18 protein-coding genes and 1 pseudogene are annotated in these 19,114 nt (G+C 35.9%); 12 read left to right on the plus strand and 7 right to left on the minus strand.

Features of this window, described 5'->3' with window-relative positions; all coding sequences use genetic code 11:
- Positions 1-98: 98 nt before the first annotated feature.
- The 4 genes from FH036_RS02695 to FH036_RS02710 all read left to right on the plus strand — a co-directional run bounded on the left by FH036_RS02695 (position 99) and on the right by FH036_RS02710 (position 3,679).
- Positions 99-1,142, plus strand: a complete 1,044-nt coding sequence (locus FH036_RS02695; protein WP_138321798.1) for an ArsR/SmtB family transcription factor — start codon at positions 99-101, stop codon at positions 1,140-1,142.
- Positions 1,143-1,199: 57 nt separating this feature from the next.
- Positions 1,200-2,414, plus strand: coding sequence for an MFS transporter (locus FH036_RS02700; protein WP_180358369.1), 1,215 nt, complete (start codon positions 1,200-1,202; stop codon positions 2,412-2,414).
- Between the two features lie 96 nt (positions 2,415-2,510).
- The gene (gene hmoA, locus FH036_RS02705) at positions 2,511-2,837 is read left to right on the plus strand and encodes a heme-degrading monooxygenase HmoA (RefSeq protein WP_000469503.1); all 327 of its coding nucleotides are present in this window, start codon (positions 2,511-2,513) and stop codon (positions 2,835-2,837) included.
- A gap of 149 nt (positions 2,838-2,986) precedes the next feature.
- Positions 2,987-3,679 (plus strand): nucleotidyltransferase domain-containing protein, encoded by a 693-nt coding sequence (locus FH036_RS02710; protein WP_139895296.1) that lies wholly within the window; start codon positions 2,987-2,989, stop codon positions 3,677-3,679.
- Positions 3,680-3,824: 145 nt separating this feature from the next.
- Here FH036_RS02710 and FH036_RS02715 read toward each other — a convergent pair whose 3' ends face one another.
- Positions 3,825-4,427 carry a hypothetical protein gene (locus tag FH036_RS02715; RefSeq protein ID WP_044792865.1) on the minus strand — a complete coding sequence of 201 codons (603 nt, stop codon included), beginning with the start codon at positions 4,425-4,427 and terminating at the stop codon, positions 3,825-3,827.
- A gap of 255 nt (positions 4,428-4,682) precedes the next feature.
- On the opposite strand from FH036_RS02715, the gene FH036_RS02720 reads away from it, so the two are divergent.
- The gene (locus FH036_RS02720) at positions 4,683-5,186 is read left to right on the plus strand and encodes a GNAT family N-acetyltransferase (protein ID WP_139895297.1); all 504 of its coding nucleotides are present in this window, start codon (positions 4,683-4,685) and stop codon (positions 5,184-5,186) included.
- A 122-nt stretch (positions 5,187-5,308) separates the two neighbouring features.
- Here the strand turns inward: FH036_RS02720 and lsrF are convergent, their stop codons facing one another.
- The 4 genes from lsrF to FH036_RS02740 are packed head-to-tail and all read right to left on the minus strand — an operon-like array spanning position 5,309 to position 8,980.
- Positions 5,309-6,091, minus strand: coding sequence for a 3-hydroxy-5-phosphonooxypentane-2,4-dione thiolase (gene lsrF, locus FH036_RS02725; RefSeq protein ID WP_139895298.1), 783 nt, complete (start codon positions 6,089-6,091; stop codon positions 5,309-5,311).
- Positions 6,092-6,097: 6 nt separating this feature from the next.
- Entirely contained in the window at positions 6,098-6,460 is a 363-nt protein-coding gene (locus tag FH036_RS02730; protein ID WP_000909989.1) for a cupin domain-containing protein, read from the minus strand.
- Positions 6,461-6,485: 25 nt separating this feature from the next.
- Positions 6,486-8,048, minus strand: a complete 1,563-nt coding sequence (lsrK, locus tag FH036_RS02735) for an autoinducer-2 kinase (RefSeq protein WP_139895299.1) — start codon at positions 8,046-8,048, stop codon at positions 6,486-6,488.
- Positions 8,048-8,980: a sugar-binding transcriptional regulator gene (locus FH036_RS02740; RefSeq protein WP_000192724.1), complete on the minus strand. Its 933-nt coding sequence runs from the start codon at positions 8,978-8,980 to the stop codon at positions 8,048-8,050. Before FH036_RS02740 ends, lsrK begins: the two co-directional genes overlap by 1 nt.
- A gap of 197 nt (positions 8,981-9,177) precedes the next feature.
- Between FH036_RS02740 and FH036_RS02745 the strand changes: the two genes are divergently transcribed.
- Genes FH036_RS02745 through lsrB form a run of 4 tightly spaced genes read left to right on the plus strand, consistent with a single transcriptional unit; the run spans position 9,178 to position 13,635 of the window.
- The gene (locus tag FH036_RS02745) at positions 9,178-10,659 is read left to right on the plus strand and encodes a sugar ABC transporter ATP-binding protein (RefSeq protein ID WP_000426488.1); all 1,482 of its coding nucleotides are present in this window, start codon (positions 9,178-9,180) and stop codon (positions 10,657-10,659) included.
- Positions 10,656-11,609, plus strand: a complete 954-nt coding sequence (locus FH036_RS02750; RefSeq protein ID WP_000827503.1) for an ABC transporter permease subunit — start codon at positions 10,656-10,658, stop codon at positions 11,607-11,609. Before FH036_RS02745 ends, FH036_RS02750 begins: the two co-directional genes overlap by 4 nt.
- Positions 11,606-12,595 (plus strand): ABC transporter permease, encoded by a 990-nt coding sequence (locus tag FH036_RS02755; protein ID WP_000878519.1) that lies wholly within the window; start codon positions 11,606-11,608, stop codon positions 12,593-12,595. Before FH036_RS02750 ends, FH036_RS02755 begins: the two co-directional genes overlap by 4 nt.
- Positions 12,592-13,635, plus strand: a complete 1,044-nt coding sequence (gene lsrB, locus FH036_RS02760; RefSeq protein WP_000823631.1) for an autoinducer 2 ABC transporter substrate-binding protein LsrB — start codon at positions 12,592-12,594, stop codon at positions 13,633-13,635. The genes FH036_RS02755 and lsrB overlap by 4 nt, the downstream gene beginning before the upstream one ends.
- 43 nt (positions 13,636-13,678) lie before the next feature.
- Here lsrB and FH036_RS02765 read toward each other — a convergent pair whose 3' ends face one another.
- On the minus strand, positions 13,679-15,181 hold the full coding sequence (locus FH036_RS02765) for a malate:quinone oxidoreductase (RefSeq protein WP_000069168.1): 1,503 nt from the start codon (positions 15,179-15,181) through the stop codon (positions 13,679-13,681).
- A 381-nt stretch (positions 15,182-15,562) separates the two neighbouring features.
- Here FH036_RS02765 and FH036_RS02775 point away from each other — a divergent pair, with 381 nt between their 5' ends.
- The 3 genes from FH036_RS02775 (at position 15,563) to FH036_RS02785 (ending at position 18,875) form a co-directional block, all read left to right on the plus strand.
- On the plus strand, positions 15,563-16,609 hold the full coding sequence (locus FH036_RS02775; protein ID WP_139895301.1) for a DUF2332 domain-containing protein: 1,047 nt from the start codon (positions 15,563-15,565) through the stop codon (positions 16,607-16,609).
- Between the two features lie 134 nt (positions 16,610-16,743).
- Entirely contained in the window at positions 16,744-17,319 is a 576-nt protein-coding gene (locus tag FH036_RS02780) for a TetR/AcrR family transcriptional regulator (protein WP_139895302.1), read from the plus strand.
- A 20-nt stretch (positions 17,320-17,339) separates the two neighbouring features.
- A complete protein-coding gene (locus FH036_RS02785; RefSeq protein ID WP_139895303.1) occupies positions 17,340-18,875 on the plus strand; it encodes an MFS transporter in 1,536 nt (511 codons plus the stop codon).
- Positions 18,876-18,931: 56 nt separating this feature from the next.
- On the opposite strand, the pseudogene FH036_RS02790 reads toward FH036_RS02785, so the two are convergent.
- Positions 18,932-19,030, minus strand: a pseudogene (locus FH036_RS02790) (GNAT family N-acetyltransferase); the annotation flags it as partial.
- Positions 19,031-19,114 lie beyond the last annotated feature (84 nt).

A 19,114-nucleotide genomic window follows, 5' to 3' on the forward strand; every position in this document is an offset into this window, starting at 1 on the left:
TTAGAGTATTTTTAAAATTTTAATATAATTCTAAAAATATAGAAGGCAAAATTCGATAAAAATAGAATTTAATATATAGCAAACAAGGAGGGATAAAAATGGAGGTCTATCACATAACGAGTAGAAAGAGGGAAACTTATAACGTTCAAGTGAAATATTCGATACTTTTCGAATGTGCGCTTGGCATTGCTGCGATTACTCATAAGCGGTTAATTGATACTCTTGAAAAGAGCCAAAATGAATGGGAAGAAATTAAGAAATCATTAACAGAAGAAATGAGAGAGCACTTACAATTTGTCGAAGAACATAATACGTGGAAAGCATTGCTTCAGTTGTTGTATGAAGAAGATTTTCACGATGTATCGCAGTTTCATACTACAATCGATTCACTTTCAGAAGTAGATTTGAAGTATATATGTTTACCGTTTTTAGGGGAGAAGTATGAAGAGAAAAGACGTTTAGCCGCAAGTAAAGATGTAAATGCAATACATGAACTAATGGAACTGACAAAAGATCATCAGTTTTTCTCTACTTATATTCGTTTTATATGCGATGTTGATGTACAAGTGCTGAAAGCCCATTTAATTGCTGTTATGACAGGATGGTATGAGAGCGTTATTCAAAAAAAGGAAGAAGAAATACGTTCTATATTAAAACGAGATTATGAAGCAAAGGTTGAAATGAATAAAAAGATGAAACCAGAAGAGTTTGTCGAGTGGGCTACAGGTGGCGTTCATTATATGCCAGAACCAAGTGTTCATTACGTGCTTCTTATCCCGCAAATGACGTACAGGCCTTGGAATATTGAAGCGGATATTGAAGATACGAAAGTATTTCATTACCCAGTTGCAAACGAAAGTATCCATCCTGAAGATCCATATGAACCCAATTATTTTTTAGTTCAAAAGCATAAAGTTCTTGGAGATGAAGCGAGGTTACGAATTGTAAAAATGTTGTTCGAAAAAGAACGAACATTGCAGGAAATTACAGAAAGACTGCAACTTGGTAAATCTACTGTACACCATCATTTGAAATTGTTACGTGCGGCGAAGTTAGTGGATATACATGACGGAAAATATGTATTAAGAAAGAAAGCAGTACAGTCTTTAGCGAAAGAATTAGATATGTTTTTGAATAGATAATTAACAACGAGAATGTACATAAAGGGAGGAATATAAAAGAAAAGTTGGTGTGTGAAATTGAAAAATATATTGAAAAATCGTTCGTTCTTTTTTATGTGGATTGGTAGTGCAATCTCTGAATTAGGAGGGGCTTTCGGAACGTTGTGTAATTCAATTCTAGTATATGAGTTAACAGGGTCAGAAATGGCTTTAAGTAGTATGTGGTTATTATATTTCATCCCATCACTCATATTGCAATTAATAAGTGGCCCATTTATTGATAAATGGAGCCGGAAGTGGATTATGATATTTTCGCAATGGGTGCGAGCTTCCGTTTTCTTACTACCGTTAGTCATGTTACTTACTAGTAGTATAGAAGTTTGGCATGTGTATATCGTACAAATTATAATCGGGCTTATTACGCCGCTGTATACACCTGCAAGTCAAGCAATTACACCGAGCATTGTAAATGAAGAACAACTTCAAGACGCAAATGCATATATTGATGGGATGGCTCGACTTATGATGTTTCTTGGACCAATATTAGGCGGAGTGGCCATTCATTTGATTGGAGTAGAACTTACACTATCTTTCGTATGTATTTGTCTATTTGTTAGTGGCGCTTTTTTACTTTATATAAAAGAAAAGCGAACAACACAATCCATTCGGAAAACGTGGCTAGAACAGTTTCTTCACGGTTTTACATATTTTTTCACAAAACCAGTTATCGTTTGGCTCAGTGTCTTTCTTACTTTCGTGCAATTTGGAGTTGGGGTTACGCTAGTTACAAACCTTCCTTATATAAAAGATGAGCTGTCAGCAGGGTATGCGGAGTTTGGTTATTTTATGGCCGGTTTCCCGTTTGGCTATGTAATTGGATCAATACTAGTCGGAAAAGTAACATATAAAAGCCGGCGTATACTCATGCTTGGTGGATTGTTTATAGGAGGACTAACATACATTTCTCTAGGGTTCAATCATAGCATTATCATTGCAATAATAGTTGAAGTAATAGCAGGGATTTGTATTTCATTTTTCAATGTTCATAACACAACAATATGCCAACAAACAGTACCAAACAATATGATAGGACAAATATTTTCAGTGCGTTTATTTTTCATACGATCCGCTATGCCGTTAGGTGTGTTATTAGGAGGCATACTAAGTGAAATGTGGGGAGTAAGATCACTTTACTTTATCATCGGTGCGATTATATGTGTTACTTCTTTAATAGGAATATTCCTTCCATATTTCAAATTTTTAGATGAAGCTGTTGAAGAGAAAATAGCATAATTCAAACAATTAAAACTTTTTAATTGAAAATAATTATCATAATCAACTATAATAGAAGAATACTAGTATTCGTATTAAAAAGAGGGAGTGGAATATATGTTTATCGAAACGAAAACATTTACAGTCAAAGAAGGTACATCAAATATAGTTGTAGAACGTTTCACTGGCGAAGGTATTATTGAAAAATTTGAAGGCTTCATCGACTTGAGTGTTCTTGTGAAAAAAGTAAGACGCGGCGACGAAGAAGTTGTCGTTATGATTCGCTGGGAATCTGAAGAAGCATGGAAAAACTGGGAAACAAGCGAAGAACATTTAGCAGGGCATAGAGCGAGTCGTGGGAAACCAAAACCAGATCATATCATTAACGTTGATCACGCAGTTTATTATGTAAAATCATCGAAAGCGGCTTATCAACAGTCGTAATATATATGTATGTAAAGGTAGAGGATATTTGTTTAGGAATAAACAAATATCCTCTTTTTTGATTTATAGTAAAATATGGATGTGATATATGTTTTATTGTTTCGTTAAATGGAGGTAAATGAAGTGAAAAAAATGTTTGGAGGTTACAAATGTTAGAAGCACAGACATCTATTAAACATGAACAACATAAAAAATTAGTGCAAACAATAGTAGCTGAAATCTTATCAATAGATAAGGTAACTGGATGTATGCTTATCGGTTCTGTCGCAAGAGGTGATGCATATCCTGATTCGGATTTAGACTTATATATTCTTTTAGAAGACGGACAAAAGAAGAAGTTTCATTCTGAAACGAGAGAAGAAATTTTAGTTGAATATAAGTATGCGGGTGTTAATCAAATACTAGTAAACTTTCAAAACAATCCGATGGAACTATACTCATTTTTAGAAGGGGAAATTTTGTTTGATAAAAGCGGTGAGCTAAAAAAGTTAAAGGAAATAGCTGCATATGAATTTGAAAACTATCGTGTTTCTAGCGACAAAGTGAAAAGTATTTCTCATTGGTTACATAGTTCGCTCATTAAAATTCAGTCTGCTTTGAAAGCAAATGATGAGTTAAAAGCTTCATACATCGTTCATACTTCAACTTGGACATTGTTAGAAGGGATATGGGCTATTAATAATAAACCTACACCGCCAGCGGGATCTGTTTTAAGGTATATTCAAACGCTGCCGAATAAGCCAATTCATTTGAAAGCATTCCTTCATAAATTATTTTTAGGGGATACGAAAGAACGTATTGAATCGGCAATCGTGTTAATGGAGTGGGTGTTACATAAATAATAGTGTCTAATGTTGTTGGTAAATCGATATCTCGTTTCTAAGAGCCTATATATTGGGAAAATCGTTGATATAAATTTCATATACTACATAACTAGCAACTAAAAGAGCGTAATCTAGTCTAATTTCCAGCTAGATTACGCTCTTTTTAATCCAATTGAATCTCAAATTCAAGCACAGCTTGATCTTTCCTAAACGGCATATTGAGTTCTTTAAATCGTAAGCTTATTCCAGACGAATTCTCAGGAAGGGCAGGAGATATAACGAAATGATGACTAAAATGTCCATCAGTGCCGCCACCACCTTCTGGCCAGCAGTCATATGTATTATCTATTGATAATTGGAAGAAACTATGAGGCTTATTTTCATTGAAAACTTCATCAGTGGAATCCCAATCGCTATATAAATAAACTACACTAGCATTTGCGTATTGCCGAATAAAAGTTACCGTATACATGATACCATTATGTTCATATGTTTTAAAAACCGGTATATGTTTTTGGAATGCAGTTGGTTCAACGCGAGGTTTAAATTCCCCTTCGTCCATCATGGATGAGAAAAGTGAATTTAGATAATCTGGATAAAATCCGTATTGCTTTGCCCATTTATAAATAGCTTCATCATGTGGAAAACCTGGATCACCACCTGAAAGTTCTTTCCGTTCTTTTAATAGGGCACAAATTTTTTCATCGATAGTATATAATCTTTCATCGTAATAATCAGTAGGGCGTTCAAAATTCATTCGTTGCATAATCATTCCTCCTTTTCTTTATTTTAACAAAAAAAGAAAGGGCAATACATTTTTAAATATAAGTATTAAGTGTTAATTTAAAATCATTTATAAATCAAATATTGTAGACTTAAAATGAAGTTTGAAAACAAGTTCTATTTTGCAAAGAAATTGCTTATGCATAAAATAATAATAATGTATGAATCAAGCAGGTATCCCATATGGTAAAGTACGAAACTATTAGTAGTACAGTGAAATTAATAGGAGGTTACCGCTATGACAGCTGTTTTTAAAGATATGGCGTTCCAGCTAAGAACGGAACGACTCGACCTGAATATGTGGGAGGAATCCGATGCAGTCTGGCTTAGAGAACTAATTGGTGAACGTGGAGTGGAAATGCCAACCGTTGAATCTGTTCGTAACGATCTTATTGAGAAGCGCAAGATAGCAGTTGAAAATGGCATTTCTCTTCTCACTATTCGTAGACGAGACGAAGGAGATTTCATCGGTTACTGTGGCTTAATTATCGGTCGTTCCACGCTTGAAGAGCCGGAGATTGCATACGAGTTGTTCCGTAGTGCTCATCGCATGGGTTATGCGACAGAGGCAGCATCAGCGGTATTGGAGGCTGCGATTGCTACGGGGCGCAAAAGACTATGGTCTACTGTAGGCGCTTGGAATACTGCGTCTTTTCGGGTGTTAGAGAAGTTAGGATTTAAGCGGCATCATCGTACGTTTGGCGAACGCGGTGAGATTGTTTGGAATGTGCGCGATCTGTAGAGACCTGGCCAAATTTGAAATAATAAGAAATGTCAAAGAAAGCCCATATGTTAGGTATGGGCTTTTCCTTATAGTAAATCTTGATTTTTTATTTATTTAAGTGTAATAGTCTATCTCGCATCTTAATTTTTCACATCATTATATAATTCCAATGCCTCTTTCACATTCAATCCATTTTTCACGATACCATGTATCGCTTGAATCATCGCAGCTGGATGTTCGGATTGCCATATGTTGCGGCCCATATCTACGCCGATTGCACCTTCTTGCAGTGCGTTGTACGTAATGTTTAATGCGTCTTCAATTGAATCTAGTTTTGGTCCACCAGCAATGACGACTGGGGCAGGGCAAGTGCTTGTAATTTTTTCGAATCCTTCGCAGTAATACGTTTTAATAATGTCAGCACCCATTTCAACGCATACACGGGAAGCAAGTGCTAAAAAGCGAGCTTCACGTTTTTGCAGTTCTTTTGCAACTGCGGTAATGCCGAGTACTGGCAGACCATAATTGTGTGCTTCTGAAACTACATTTGCGAGATTTGTAACTGTTTGTGTTTCATAGTCTGATCCGACGAAAACAGATACACCGACGCCAATTGCATTTTGTTTTACTGCTTCTTTTACAGGGGTAACAATTGTTTCATTCGCTAAGTCTTTACCGACGACAGTAGCTCCGCCTGATACACGCATAACCATCGGTGTACTGCAATTTTCAGGAATGCATGAGCTAAGTACACCTCGCGTTAAAAAGAGAGAATCCGTATAAGGAAGCAAGTTTTTAACTGTTTCAAGTGGTTGTTCAAGCCCGTGAATTGGTCCTAAAAAGTAGCCGTGATCTATCGCTAACATAACCGCTCTGCCATCAGGTAAAATTGTATTTAATCGATTTTTAAATCCCCAAGTCATTCAAAATCACTCCTTCGTTAATGTTGGATTTTCCGTTTGAACGGTATCTTTATTTGGTAAATGTGGTGACTTTATAAAAACCGCTTTAAAAGGTTTGTCAGAATGGTTAATAAGATAGTGAGATTCATGAGGACGAACTTGCAGGACATCACCTTGTTTCATTGGAACTCTTTCGTTATTTACATAGAAATCTATTTCACCTTCTAATGCATAGAAGACCTCTTCGCACGTCGTATGATAATGGTTTTGAAACTCCTGACCAGGCTGAATAACAACAAGGCCAAGATCAATATTCGGACCTTGTATTAAATATTTCGGCCCGTTATCACCGAAGCGATAGGAGAAGTCATTTTCATTCGCTTTTAACATACATTCCACTCCTTTATGTAATGTGTTACAGTGCACCAGGCGCAATCCACATATGTGAAGTGAGCCCTTTATCAGCTAAAGCGAGCTGACTGTCATATACAGTTTTCCATGTTTCATAGAACTCTTTATATAGTTCGTGATTTTCAGTAACTGGTTCGAATGTTTGCTCCCACTGTACAAACTCTTCGGCAGTCTCTTCCATAGATGCATATATGCCAGCACCAACTCCTGCAGCAATCGCAGTTCCTAAAGCAGCTGCTTCTTTCACAACAGGTACTTTTACAGGAATACCAAGGACGTCTGATAAAATTTGTGGCCATAGTTTTCCTTTAGCGGCACCACCAGCAAAAATGACTTCAGAAGGGAATGTTCCTGTGAGATTTTCTATTAATTTTAAATTGCCAAGTGTAACGAAGGCAGCATTTTCCTCAATAGCACGGAACAGTTCTTTTTTTCCGCATTTGTCTGCATCTAAACTTAAATTTAAAAAAGAAGGTGCGGCATGACGCCAAGAAATGTAGTTCATAACGTTTGAAAAAGTAGGGATAATGCCATGTGAGCCGACAGGTACGTCTTTCGCTTGTTCTTCTAATAATTCATAAGCATCTACACCGAGTTTGTCAGCAAGTTTCTTTTCCTCTTGGCAAAAAGCGTCTCGAAACCAGCGCATAACGAGGCCTGGGAAAAAGGCAATCGTTTCGTATTGCCATAGGTTACGTACGACGTGACAATTTATACGAATCGCAGCTTGTGGATCTGGTATTGGCTCAGTAACATTCACTTCTTGTTGCCAAAAACTACCTCCGCATATTAATGTTTGATTCGGTTTCACGACTCCAGTTCCGAGTGATGCCATTTGAGCATCTCCGCCCCCGGCTACGACAGGAATTCCTTCACGTAATCCAGTTAATGCTGCACATTCTTTTGTAACATTACCAATCACAGTGCCAGCTTCATTTACTTTTGGTGAAAATAGTAAAGTTATACCACACTCTTTAGCTACATCGTTATCCCAATTTCTATTTTGTAAATCAAAGATTCCAGACGTACAACCGTTTGAAGGATCAATTTGCAGCACGCCGCTTAGTTTATATAAAATCCAATCGTTTAACATTGTAAAAGAGTGAATAGAATTATAGACGTCGGGTTCATGTTTTTTTATCCAAAGTAGGCGAGGTAAAGCACCTAATGAAAAAGTTTGCCGAGACTTTGTATATAAATCTTTTTCAAGATGTGACCGAATTTCTTTTAGTTCACTAACCTCCGCGGATGCACGCCCATCAACATTTGCACACGCCCATATTTCTTGCCCATTTTTATCATATAAAACAAAACCTTCTCGCATACTAGTAGCGCTAATAGCTTGAATGGAAGAGGGCGAGATATTACTTCTTTGTAAAACTTCTTTCGTGCATTGTTGTACAAGCTTCCAATTTTCTATTACATCAAAGTTCATAGAGCCTGAATAACGAGGGTCAGATTTATGAATCCATTCTCTTTGACTTACTGCAATTTGATTACCCTGTAAATCAAAAAGAACTGCTCGTATGCTTCCCGTACCAGCATCGAAAGCTAATAAATTGGACATTAACAATCACCATCCTTTCGTAATAAGGAGAGGGCAGTTTCCTCATCGGTAATTAATGTATGAATAAACTTTCCTTTTAAGGCACCATAAATTGCATCTATCTTTTCAGTACCTCCAGCAACACCGACGACATGCTTCATATTGCGCAAAACAGAGAGGGACGTGCCAATTAGACGATTGTGATGCGAGAGCTCTAATAAATCGCCATTTGTATCATAAAACTGTCCTAAAATATCGCCAGCACCGTTTTGACTACGAATATATGTCATCTCACGTAAAGTTAATTTTTCTTTTTTTACAATCGTAGCGTCTTGAGATAGCCCACCAATCCCAACAACAGCCGTATGAGCAAGTGAAGCGACATGAAGCATATCTTTTACGCTCGGTTCTGATAGAATACTTTGCGCCATTTCGGTTGTAGACGCTAGAAACGGCGTAGGGATAATGTGAAGATCGCCTTGCATGTAATGTAAATAGTTTTGTTTTCTCGGGAGATAGTGATTTACTCCGCCTGTTAACGTTACGATTGAGAGATTAATAGAACTTTCGAAATGAATGTTTTCTAGCATTTTGCTAATTGTTTCTCCCCAGCCAATACCGAGTAAATCTCCTTGCTGGAGCTGAGTTTCTAAATATTGTGCAGCAGCTTTTCCGAGAGAATCGTGATAATTGTTTACTGGGGTCGGGATAATAAAAGCATCTTTTAAGTGGAATTTTTTCATTAAGTCACGCTCAATACTTAAACAGTGCAAACCAGTCCCTTTTACGTGAAATGTAACGATACCTTCACTCCGCGCCTTCTCTAATAACCGAACAACTTTATTTCTTGAAATGTGAAGAAGTGAAGCAATCTCTTGTTGTGTTAATTGGTCTTTGTAATAGTACCAAGCTACTTTCGTTAATAAATTTTCTTCAAAGTTCAGCTGTGTCATACTCTTCATCCCTTTCAACAATTGACCACAGCTTAAACATATGTACCATATATTTTGTTTATTCCAGTTGAAGCGATTAATAGTACGTAGAAAAAAGTGTTCTAGATATAAAAAAAGGAATATACAATGCTACAAAACAAGTAGAACAAATAATCATTTTCTCAAAAAATGTTCTGTATAAAGGCAGGTGACAGCATGTGGAGAACGCACCTTTATTACAAGTAAAAAAAATGAGTAAGGCATTTTTAAATCAACTTGTATTAAAAGAAGTGAACATTCAAGTAGAGCGCGGAGATATATACGCTTTAGTTGGAGGGAATGGTGCCGGGAAATCAACATTAATGAAAATATTAACGGGGTTATATTCGTATGATGATGGAGAAATGTATGTAAAAGGAACGAAGCAACAGTTTTCAAATCCGTCAGAAGCACACCGAAAAGGTATGTATTTAATACCGCAAGAACCACTCATTTTTCCGCATATGACTATTGAAGAAAATATATGTATCGGGTTAAAAGAAAAGAAAAAGAAATTAAGAGTACAGATTCAGCAATTGATTAGCAGCCTAGGATGGGATATTGACCTTAATGAACTAGGAGGATCATTATCGATTGCGCAACAACAGTTAGTAGAAATTGTTAGAGGATTAATACGAGAAGCTGAGATTCTTATTCTAGATGAGCCAACATCGACATTAACAACTCACGAAATTAAGAGTCTTTTTGTGTTGATGAAAAGTTTACAAGAAAAAGGAATTGGGATGATTTATATTACGCATCGTTTTCCAGAAATCTTTGAAATTGCCAACAAAGTAGCAATATTACGAGATGGAATGATTGTAAGTCAAGGAGATGTATGTGACTATACATATGACATGCTGATGGAGGGACTATTGCCAAAAGGGTATAAACAGAAAGAGAAAATAGAAGTAGTTCAAGAGACCACAAGGATGAAAAAAATATTAGAAGTGATTGATATAAATGGTCACGCATTCGAAAATATATCATTCACTATACATGCTGGTGAGATTGTAGGTATTGCTGGCATTGTTGGATCGGGCAGAACGGAATTAGCAGAAGCGATATTTGGATTGAAAACTGTAAAAACAGGGTCTATTTTATTAGATGGGAAATCAATTGATACATGTTCTTTGCATAAAAGGCTAGGCGAAGGATTAGTTTATGTGCCGGAGGATAGGGCGAGGAATGGAATTTTCTCAATGGCTTCTGTTAAAGAAAATATTGCAGCAGCAAGTTTACAGCAAAATAATCGCTTTTTTATAAATCAAGAAAAAGAAAGCGCTTTAGTTAATTCGTTTATAGAACAGTTCCGAATTGTTGTACAGGATATGAATGAAGAACTGGCATCTTTATCAGGAGGTAATCAGCAGAAGGTCGTGCTTGCAAAGTATCTCGCATGCAAGCCTAAAGTTATTATTCTGGATGAGCCGACTCGTGGAATTGATGCGAAAGCAAGGATTGAAGTGTATGAGACGATCGAAAAAATGAAAAGGGAAGGACTCGCAATTTTATTAATCTCTTCAGATGTTGAAGAAATTGTTCAATTAGTAAACCGTGTATATGTAATGAGAAATGGACGATTTGTTTCTCATATGGAAAAAGAACAACTAAGTGTGAATGAAGTTACACGCCTTGCATACGGAGGTGTAGCGGAATGAAACGCATGTTAAAAATGCATGAAACGTCTATCATACTGTTACTACTAATGTATATAGCTATTGTAGGAATAATAAACCCTAGTTTTATTCAATTTAACTCGTTATCTTTACTGATGAAATCAAGCGTTATTTTAGTCGTGCTAGCAATTGGCCAATCGTTCGTCTTATTTACGAAAAATATAGATGTATCAGTTGGTTCAATTATGGGATTAAGCGCAGCAGTTTGCGGAATGTTGCTAACGAATGAGTATAGTGCATCCTTGTCGATATTTGCTGCTATTACACTTGGCACTATTATCGGTTTCGTAAACGGGGTTGGCGTTGCGAAGTTTCGGGTACCAGCCATTATTATGACATTAGGCATGTTAGGAATTATTAGAGGTGCCATGTTAATTTTCACAGGCGGGAAGTGGATTGAAGATATTCCACACGATTTTAAGCAGCTGTCATCTATCGTCATTCTTGGTTTACCTATAACTGTATGGTTCGTTCTTATTATTTTACTACTACTATACTTCTTTTTAAGGAAAGTGCCATTTGGAAGATACTTTTATGCAGTAGGTGATAATGAAGATGGTGCGAGACTTATTGGTATACCTGTTAATAAAGTGAAGATATGTGCGTTTATAATTTCAGGCATAAGTGCTGCACTCGCTGGTTGCATATTTGTTATGAATATCGGGTTCATTCCAAATCAAACTGGTACAGGATTAGAATTACAAGTAATCGCAGCCGCTGTACTAGGAGGCATTCATTTAAAAGGAGGAACAGGATCTTTATTTGGAGCTGCATTAGGAGCATTATTTTTAGAAACAATAAGCAGTTCACTCGTCTTTTTAAAAATACCAGCATTTTGGAATAATGCTATTTCAGGTTTCTTATTATTGCTAATCGTCATATTAGATAGCGTTATGAAAAAGTGGAAGGCAGAAAGGAGGATGAATCTATGAAGTATGTATACAGATGGGAAGGTGTTCTAATCGTATTACTTCTTTTAGAATTTATTCTCTTTAGTTTTATAAATAGTAATTTCTTTAATATTAGTAATCTCCTTTTTAGTACAAATGATTTCCTATTTATCGCAATTGCGGCGATACCAATGACTTTCGTTATAGTAACAGGAGGAATTGATGTATCAGTCGGCTCAATAATGGGTCTCACTTCGATCTTAATCGGTGTACTTTGGATGAACGGAATATCTATTTTGTTTGCTGTCATAATCGCCCTAATAATTAGTTGTTTAGCAGGCGCTATAAATGGACTCATTATAAAAATGACAGATGTAGAACCACTCGTCGTTACACTCGGCACGATGTTTTTATACGGAGGAATTGCACTCGTCATTTCAGGAGGAGCAGGTGCTTCTGGGTATGAAGGGATAAGTGGTTTACCTGACGCATTTGTACAACTGGCAAGCGGTAATTTTATAGGAATACCGAATTTATTATGGCTACTGATCGTATTAACAGTTTTATGTGCTGTATTATTTCACCGAACTATATACGGACGCCATATAAAATTAACAGGTGCGAACGAAAATGCAGCAAAATACACCGGGATTAAGACGAAGAAAGTAGTCATCATTGCTTACATGCTTTCCGGGTTAGGAGGTGGATTAGGGGGGGCTTTCTTAACTGCCTATTTCGGTTCGGCACGTGCTGATATGGGAAGTGAAACAATTTTACCAATCATTACGGCAGTCGTATTAGGCGGGACACTTATTACAGGGGGAAAAGGAAGCATTATCGGTACTGTACTGGCGAGTATTTTCATTGGACTCATGCAGTATGGCTTGCAAATGACGGGTTTAACAAATGAACAATCCAACGTAGTAATTGGTATTATCCTTATTCTTTCAGTTATTATGAGACATTTCAAATTACATCAATTCACACTGGGGAAAAGAAAGAATTTGCATAAGGGGGAAATGTCATGAAGAGAAAACTAGGGATTGTATTCATTGTATGTATTTGTTTAATCGGTTTAATCGCCTGTTCTAGTCAAACCGCAGATAAGAAAAAAGCGGATGATGTGAAATTTGCATTTATCCCGAAACTAACAGGAGTTGGATTCTTTACATCAGGTGGTGAAGGAGCAAAAGAGATGGGAGATAAACTAGGCGTACAAGTGAAATATGATGGCCCCTCTGAAGCAAGTGTTTCTGGGCAAGTAAAATATATAAACAATTTCATTAACCAAAACTATGATGCACTTATGGTTTCTTCAACGTCAGTTGATGGTTTATCGCAATCACTGCAACGTGCTAAGAAAAAAGGTATGACTGTGTTAACTTGGGATTCTGATGTAAATCCGAAAGATCGTTCCTTTTATATAAGCCAAGGAACACCAGACCAACTTGCTAACTTATTAATTGAAATGACTTCCAAGCAAATTGGAGATAAAGGGAAAGTAGCATTTTTTTATTCTAGCCCAACAGTAACAGATCAAAACCAATGGGTAACGAAAGCGAAAGAAATTATTAAAGAGAAATATCCGAACTGGGAAATTGTAACGACGCAGTACGGTGAAAATAATGCGCAAAAGTCTCTGTCAGTAGGGGAGAATATTTTAAAAACGTATCCTGATATTAATGCAGTCATTTGTCCAGATGCAACGGCACTTCCGGCAATGGCACAAGCAGCTGAAAATTTAAAAATGGATAAAAAGGTTGTCGTAACTGGCTTCTCTACACCAAATGTTATGCGTGATTACGTAAAACGAGGAACTGTACAACAATTCGGGTTATGGGACGTAAAACAACAAGGTGCACTCGCAACTTATGTAGCAAATGAAATTGTTGTAAAAGGGAAGAAGTTAAAAGTAGGGGATAGCTTTGAAGTAAAAGGAATTGGAAAAGTGAAAGTAGAGCCAAACTCCATTCAAGGATATGATTATGAGGCAGAGGGAAACGGAATTATCGTACTACCAGAACGAGTCGTATTTACAAAGGATAATATTGATAAATATAATTTTTAGTAACAAAAAACGTCCGATATATTCGGACGTTTTTATTTCTTCATTAATTATGAACTGTTTCTTTTTCATTTAATCCAAGTGTACGACCTGTAGAAGTGTGAAGGTCTTGGAACAATCTTGGATTTTCTGTTAATGAAATGCCGTAAGAAGGAATCATTTCTTTTATTTTTCCTTCCCATTCTACCATTCGGCTTGGGAAACATTTTTCTAATACTTCAAGCATAACATGAACGGCAGTAGAAGCACCCGGTGATGCACCTAGTAACGCTGCGATTGATCCATCAGCCGCACTAACAACTTCTGTACCGAATTGAAGTGTTCCTTTACCGCCAGCATCAGTATCTTTAATTACTTGTACACGCTGACCAGCAACTACAATATCCCAATCTTCACTTTTTGCGTTCGGAATGAATTCGCGTAATTCTTCCATACGTTTTTCATGTGATAACATAACTTGCTGAATTAAGTATTTTGTTAATCCCATTTCTTTTACACCAGCAGCTAACATCGTTAAGACGTTATTCGGCTTTACAGAACCGATTAAGTCAAGGTTTGAGCCAGTTTTTAAGAATTTAGGTGAGAACCCTGCGAACGGTCCGAACAATAAAGCTTTTTTATTGTCTATATATCTCGTATCAAGGTGAGGTACAGACATTGGCGGAGCGCCAACTTTAGCTTTACCGTATACTTTCGCATGATGTTGCTCTACAACTTTTTGGTTTTTACATACCATAAATAGTCCACTTACCGGGAATCCACCAATATGTTTTGATTCAGGGATACCAGTCTTTTGAAGTAGGGGTAGGCTACCGCCACCGCCGCCGATAAAGACGAATTTAGCAGTGTGATGCTCAATTTTACCACTATTCATATCGTGTACTTTCACTTCCCACAAACCATTTTTCGTGCGTTTAATGTTTTCGACACTATGTTTGTAGTTTAGCTCGACATTTTTCGTTTTTAAGTAATCAAACAACATTCGTGTTAATGCACCAAAGTTAACATCTGTTCCAGAGTCAATTTTCGTTGCCGCCATAGGCTCATTAGATGTACGACCTTCCATAATGAGTGGAAGCCATTTTTTTAATGTTTCAGGAGAATCGGAAAACTCCATTCCTTGAAACAGTGGATTTTTTGAAAGCGCTTCAAAACGGTTTTTTAGAAACTGCACATTTTTTTCACCTTGTACTAAACTCATATGAGGTAGAGGCATAATAAAATCTTGTGGATTACGAATTAATTTGCTTTTTACAAGATATGCCCAAAATTGTCTTGAAAGCTGGAATTGCTCATTCACTTTTACAGCCTTACTAATATCTATAGATCCGTCAGATTTTTCGGAAGTATAGTTCAGTTCGCATAGCGCAGAATGCCCTGTACCTGCATTATTCCATTCATTAGAGCTTTCTTCCCCGGCACTTGCGAGTTTTTCAAAAACTTTAATTTCCCATTCTGGTGCTAATTCTTTTAGTAATGAGCCTAACGTTGCACTCATAATTCCTGCACCAATTAAGATAACGTCTGTTTTTTGCTGCATGTTGCTCATGATAATCTCTCCATCCCCTATATTGGCAAAAAAGAGTAGGTGTTTACTGTGTCTAAGCCGTAAAAAGAAAACACCGCCTAGGCCCCACCTAGGTATTTACCTTTTTTGTCTCAATTGTATAACCATCTCATACTCTATTATAATAATTAATAGACTAAAATATCTAGTGTTATCTGATAATTTTAAACTATTTAACGTTTTATTCGCCAAAAAATCTTATTTAACAAGCTCTTTTAAGGTGATAAATAGAAAAAAATTACAGTTTGAAATTATCTCGAAAAAGCTTACGTATCCAAAAGCGGGTAGAAAGGATACCTTTTTGTGGAATTTTTTGCTCTGTTTATTGTATGATTATTCTGAAAGTTAAAAGGAGGGATACACATGCGTACACAAGAACAAATCGCAAACTTATTTCGAAATTTTTCAATAAAGGAATGTAAAGGGTCAAGTGACTTATATGAATACTTAGCAATAAAAATAGCTGAAGATGAGGAAGTACTTACACTATCTTCCTACGCTCAAGCAGGTCAACCAGTCCCAAACTTATTATTAGGTGCCGTACATTATTTATTACTAGCAGGGAAAGAACATCATCTGAAAACGTATTATAGTAGCTTAGTTGAAAGTGCTAATACGGATTTAGATCAAGCTTTTGCTCATTTTAAAGATTTCTGTAAAATGTACAGAGAGGAAATCATTACTTTATTACAAACGAAACTTGTTCAAACGAATGAAGTAAGACGATGTGCGTACTTATATCCAAGTTTCAATTACATATTTAACAAAGTGAATAAACCGTTAGCTTTAATAGAAATTGGGACAAGTTCTGGATTACAACTATTTTGGGACCAATATAGCTATTCGTACGGTACAGATGAAAGTTACGGAAATATAAATTCGAATGTACATGTAACTTCTGAAATAAGAGGGGAGAATGTGCCTCAGCTTTTAAAAGAAAGTCCACCTGTCTTAGAAAGAATCGGACTAGATTTACATGTAAATGATTTACATAGTGACGAAGATTATTTATGGCTACGTGCACTCATTTGGCCAGAACATAAAGAAAGGCTTGAACTATTTGACCAAGCTGCATCTTTAGTGAAAAATAAATCAGTTCAATTAATAGAAGGAGACGGTGTAGAGTTATTACCAGCTATTATTGAACGAATAAGTGAAGATGCTGTTATCTGCATTTTCCATACACACGTCGCAAATCAAATACTAGAACAAGTAAAACATAAGTTAGAAAAACAAATACAAGAAATTGGCGCAAAACGTGATGTATTCCACCTTTATAACAACATGTGGGACCGGGACCTTCATATTGATTATTATATTAACGGAAACGAATATCGTGAAACGGTTGGAGAAACGGAAGGGCATGGGAGATGGTTTAGCTGGAAACTAGGGAATGAGACGCTTTGTTAATATGTGAGAAATTTTTATTTTCTAGAAGTTAGATAATGAAATTCCAGAAAATGAAAGTAACTAGTTACTTTCATTTTTCTTTTGTGATAATATGTTAGTAATTACTTACTTACATATTGAATGGAGGAATAAAAATGGGGAAATTAACAGCACGAGAAAAAGTTATGGAAGCTGCTACTTTATTATTCGGGGAAAAGGGGTATACAGCGACAACAATTCGTGAAGTGGCAGAAAAAGCGGGGGTAAGCGAATTAACGATATTTCGTAATTTTAAAAATAAGGAAAATCTTTTTAGGGAGAGTATTATTTTGCGGACGACACCAGTCGCATTGTTAGAGGAAATAGAAGAGCAATTTACGGGTGATTTATATAAGGACCTTACAAAAGTAGCAGAAACATATATTCAAACCAATTTACCAAAGCTAAATTACATTTGGGCTGCGTTAATAGAATCAAGACAAAATAGTGAAATGAAAGCATTACTACATGAGTTGAATTCACATCTAGTGAATCACTTAGAAAAATATTTAAAGCAACTTGGTGAGAAGGGACACATTTCCACCTGTAATTACCGTTTGATAGCGAATATGTTTTATGGACAACTGTTTTTATACATTATGAATGTAAGTATATCGGAAGAAGAAATTCAGTTAGAAGAGTATATAGAGACATGTGTAAATTTATTTATGAATGGGATTTTAAATAAATAAAACGAATAAGGGTGGCAGAAATGAGGAATATATTTGCATTAATAGCTTTAATTGCAGGTTTTTTTATGGCAATTTTAGATTCAAATATTGTGAATATCGCATTACCAGAAATGACAAAGACATTTCATACTTCAATTGATACAATTTCTTGGGTTGCTAATAGTTATAATGTTGCCTTTGTATCGTGTTTATTAATTGCAGCACGTCTGGCGGATCAGTTTGGTCGCAAGAAACTGTATATTATTGGTTTATTGTTTTTTTCTATTAGTTCATTTATGTGCGGTATAGCCACTTCTTTTCATACATTAGTTGCTTTTAGGGTAATACAAGGACTTTCTGCCGCAGTTATCGTACCAGTTGCTATGCCATTAGGCCTTAATTTAGTACCGAAAGAAAAACAAGGTATGATAGGAGGCGTCATGGGAGCTTTTGGGGGATTAGCAGCGGCGATTGGCCCTTCACTTGGAGGCGTTTTAACTGACAAATTAAATTGGAGTTGGGTGTTTTTTATTAATATACCAGTTGGTATTTTATCTCTTATCTTCGTGATTCTTTGTATTAAGGAATCGTATGATCATGCTGCAAGCTCTAAAATAGATTGGGCAGGTATGATTACTTCTGCATCTGCACTATGCTTACTCGTATATGCACTCATACAAGTAAATACAAATCATTTAAGCATGATAAGCTTAATACTTCTTTTTATGCTCTCACTCATAGGATTTAAATTGTTTTTTATCATTGAAAAGAAAAGTGAAAATCCAATGTTGCCATTAAAATTATTCACAAATAAAGAGTTCGCACTCTCGAATCTTTCTTTATTCTTTGTTGGAATGGGATTAATGAACTTTTTGTTTATACTTGCTTTTTATTTCGTTCAAGTAGGAGGTATGTCAGAATTACAGTCAGGTTTAATCATTAGCACACTAGCTATTGTTTCAATGCTTGTTACAGCAATAGTAACACCAATTGCAGCAAAGCAGGGGAGTTCATTAATAGGTAGTGTAGGGCTACTAACATTTATCATATCATCATATTTATTTAGTCAAATAGATTCAAACTTTACTACATGGGATTATATTTGGCGATTAATAATCGTTGGGATTGGAACAGGTTGCACATTAGCGCCATATACAACAACAGCAGTTTTAAGTGTGCCTATTGAAAAATCAGGTGTTGCTGCAAGTATATGTAATATTTCAAGAACAGTTGGAAGTATTGTTGGGGTTGCGATACTTGTGATGTTTCTGAATCATCAATTATTAGTTGAAAAAGAGAAGGTAAATAGGGAAGTAGTAACTGTGATTAAAAAAAGTGATTTGTCAAATTTAGAAAGGGGGGAAGTACTGCAAGCGATAAATAAAAAACAGCAAATCATATTAAAATCTGATGGAGAGCGAAAAATTTACAAACAAGTAAAGGAGGAATATCAGCAAGGAATAATTCGTAGTTATAATTTAGCATTTTTAATGGGCGCAACTATATTTTTTATCGCATTTATTTTTAATATAGGAAGAGTCTTATTAGAGAAGAAAAGAAGAGGATCGTTTGAATAAAGAAAAAGGCTGTGCGTCATATAGAGCACAGCCTTTTTATAGTGATATGTATTTAATCAAAACCCAGGTAATCCATCAATCTCACAAATTTTCTTGGATGTAAAACTTATATTTAGTAAAATTTTGCGCGAGGGGATGTTGTTCGGATCAATAATTACAATATAGTTTTGGCATAGTATTCCTCCAAACTAAAATTTTTTTTGTTCGTCAGAAAGATTGTCTTTAACACTATTACTTAC

Source organism: Bacillus sp. CD3-5 (assembly GCF_006349665.1).
Classification (GTDB): domain Bacteria; phylum Bacillota; class Bacilli; order Bacillales; family Bacillaceae_G; genus Bacillus_A; species Bacillus_A paranthracis.

What these genes read in the sequence shown, in the direction of transcription:
- FH036_RS02695 (WP_138321798.1), top strand. Translation starts at nt 99, where the DNA reads ATGGAGGTCTATCACATAACGAGTAGAAAGAGGGAAACTTATAACGTT.
- hmoA (WP_000469503.1), top strand. Translation starts at nt 2,511, where the DNA reads ATGTTTATCGAAACGAAAACATTTACAGTCAAAGAAGGTACATCAAAT.
- FH036_RS02710 (WP_139895296.1), top strand. Translation starts at nt 2,987, where the DNA reads ATGTTAGAAGCACAGACATCTATTAAACATGAACAACATAAAAAATTA.
- FH036_RS02715 (WP_044792865.1), bottom strand. Translation starts at nt 4,427, where the DNA reads ATGCAACGAATGAATTTTGAACGCCCTACTGATTATTACGATGAAAGA.
- FH036_RS02720 (WP_139895297.1), top strand. Translation starts at nt 4,683, where the DNA reads ATGACAGCTGTTTTTAAAGATATGGCGTTCCAGCTAAGAACGGAACGA.
- lsrF (WP_139895298.1), bottom strand. Translation starts at nt 6,091, where the DNA reads ATGACTTGGGGATTTAAAAATCGATTAAATACAATTTTACCTGATGGC.
- FH036_RS02730 (WP_000909989.1), bottom strand. Translation starts at nt 6,460, where the DNA reads ATGTTAAAAGCGAATGAAAATGACTTCTCCTATCGCTTCGGTGATAAC.
- lsrK (WP_139895299.1), bottom strand. Translation starts at nt 8,048, where the DNA reads ATGTCCAATTTATTAGCTTTCGATGCTGGTACGGGAAGCATACGAGCA.
- FH036_RS02740 (WP_000192724.1), bottom strand. Translation starts at nt 8,980, where the DNA reads ATGACACAGCTGAACTTTGAAGAAAATTTATTAACGAAAGTAGCTTGG.
- FH036_RS02750 (WP_000827503.1), top strand. Translation starts at nt 10,656, where the DNA reads ATGAAACGCATGTTAAAAATGCATGAAACGTCTATCATACTGTTACTA.
- FH036_RS02755 (WP_000878519.1), top strand. Translation starts at nt 11,606, where the DNA reads ATGAAGTATGTATACAGATGGGAAGGTGTTCTAATCGTATTACTTCTT.
- lsrB (WP_000823631.1), top strand. Translation starts at nt 12,592, where the DNA reads ATGAAGAGAAAACTAGGGATTGTATTCATTGTATGTATTTGTTTAATC.
- FH036_RS02765 (WP_000069168.1), bottom strand. Translation starts at nt 15,181, where the DNA reads ATGAGCAACATGCAGCAAAAAACAGACGTTATCTTAATTGGTGCAGGA.
- FH036_RS02775 (WP_139895301.1), top strand. Translation starts at nt 15,563, where the DNA reads ATGCGTACACAAGAACAAATCGCAAACTTATTTCGAAATTTTTCAATA.
- FH036_RS02780 (WP_139895302.1), top strand. Translation starts at nt 16,744, where the DNA reads ATGGGGAAATTAACAGCACGAGAAAAAGTTATGGAAGCTGCTACTTTA.
- FH036_RS02785 (WP_139895303.1), top strand. Translation starts at nt 17,340, where the DNA reads ATGAGGAATATATTTGCATTAATAGCTTTAATTGCAGGTTTTTTTATG.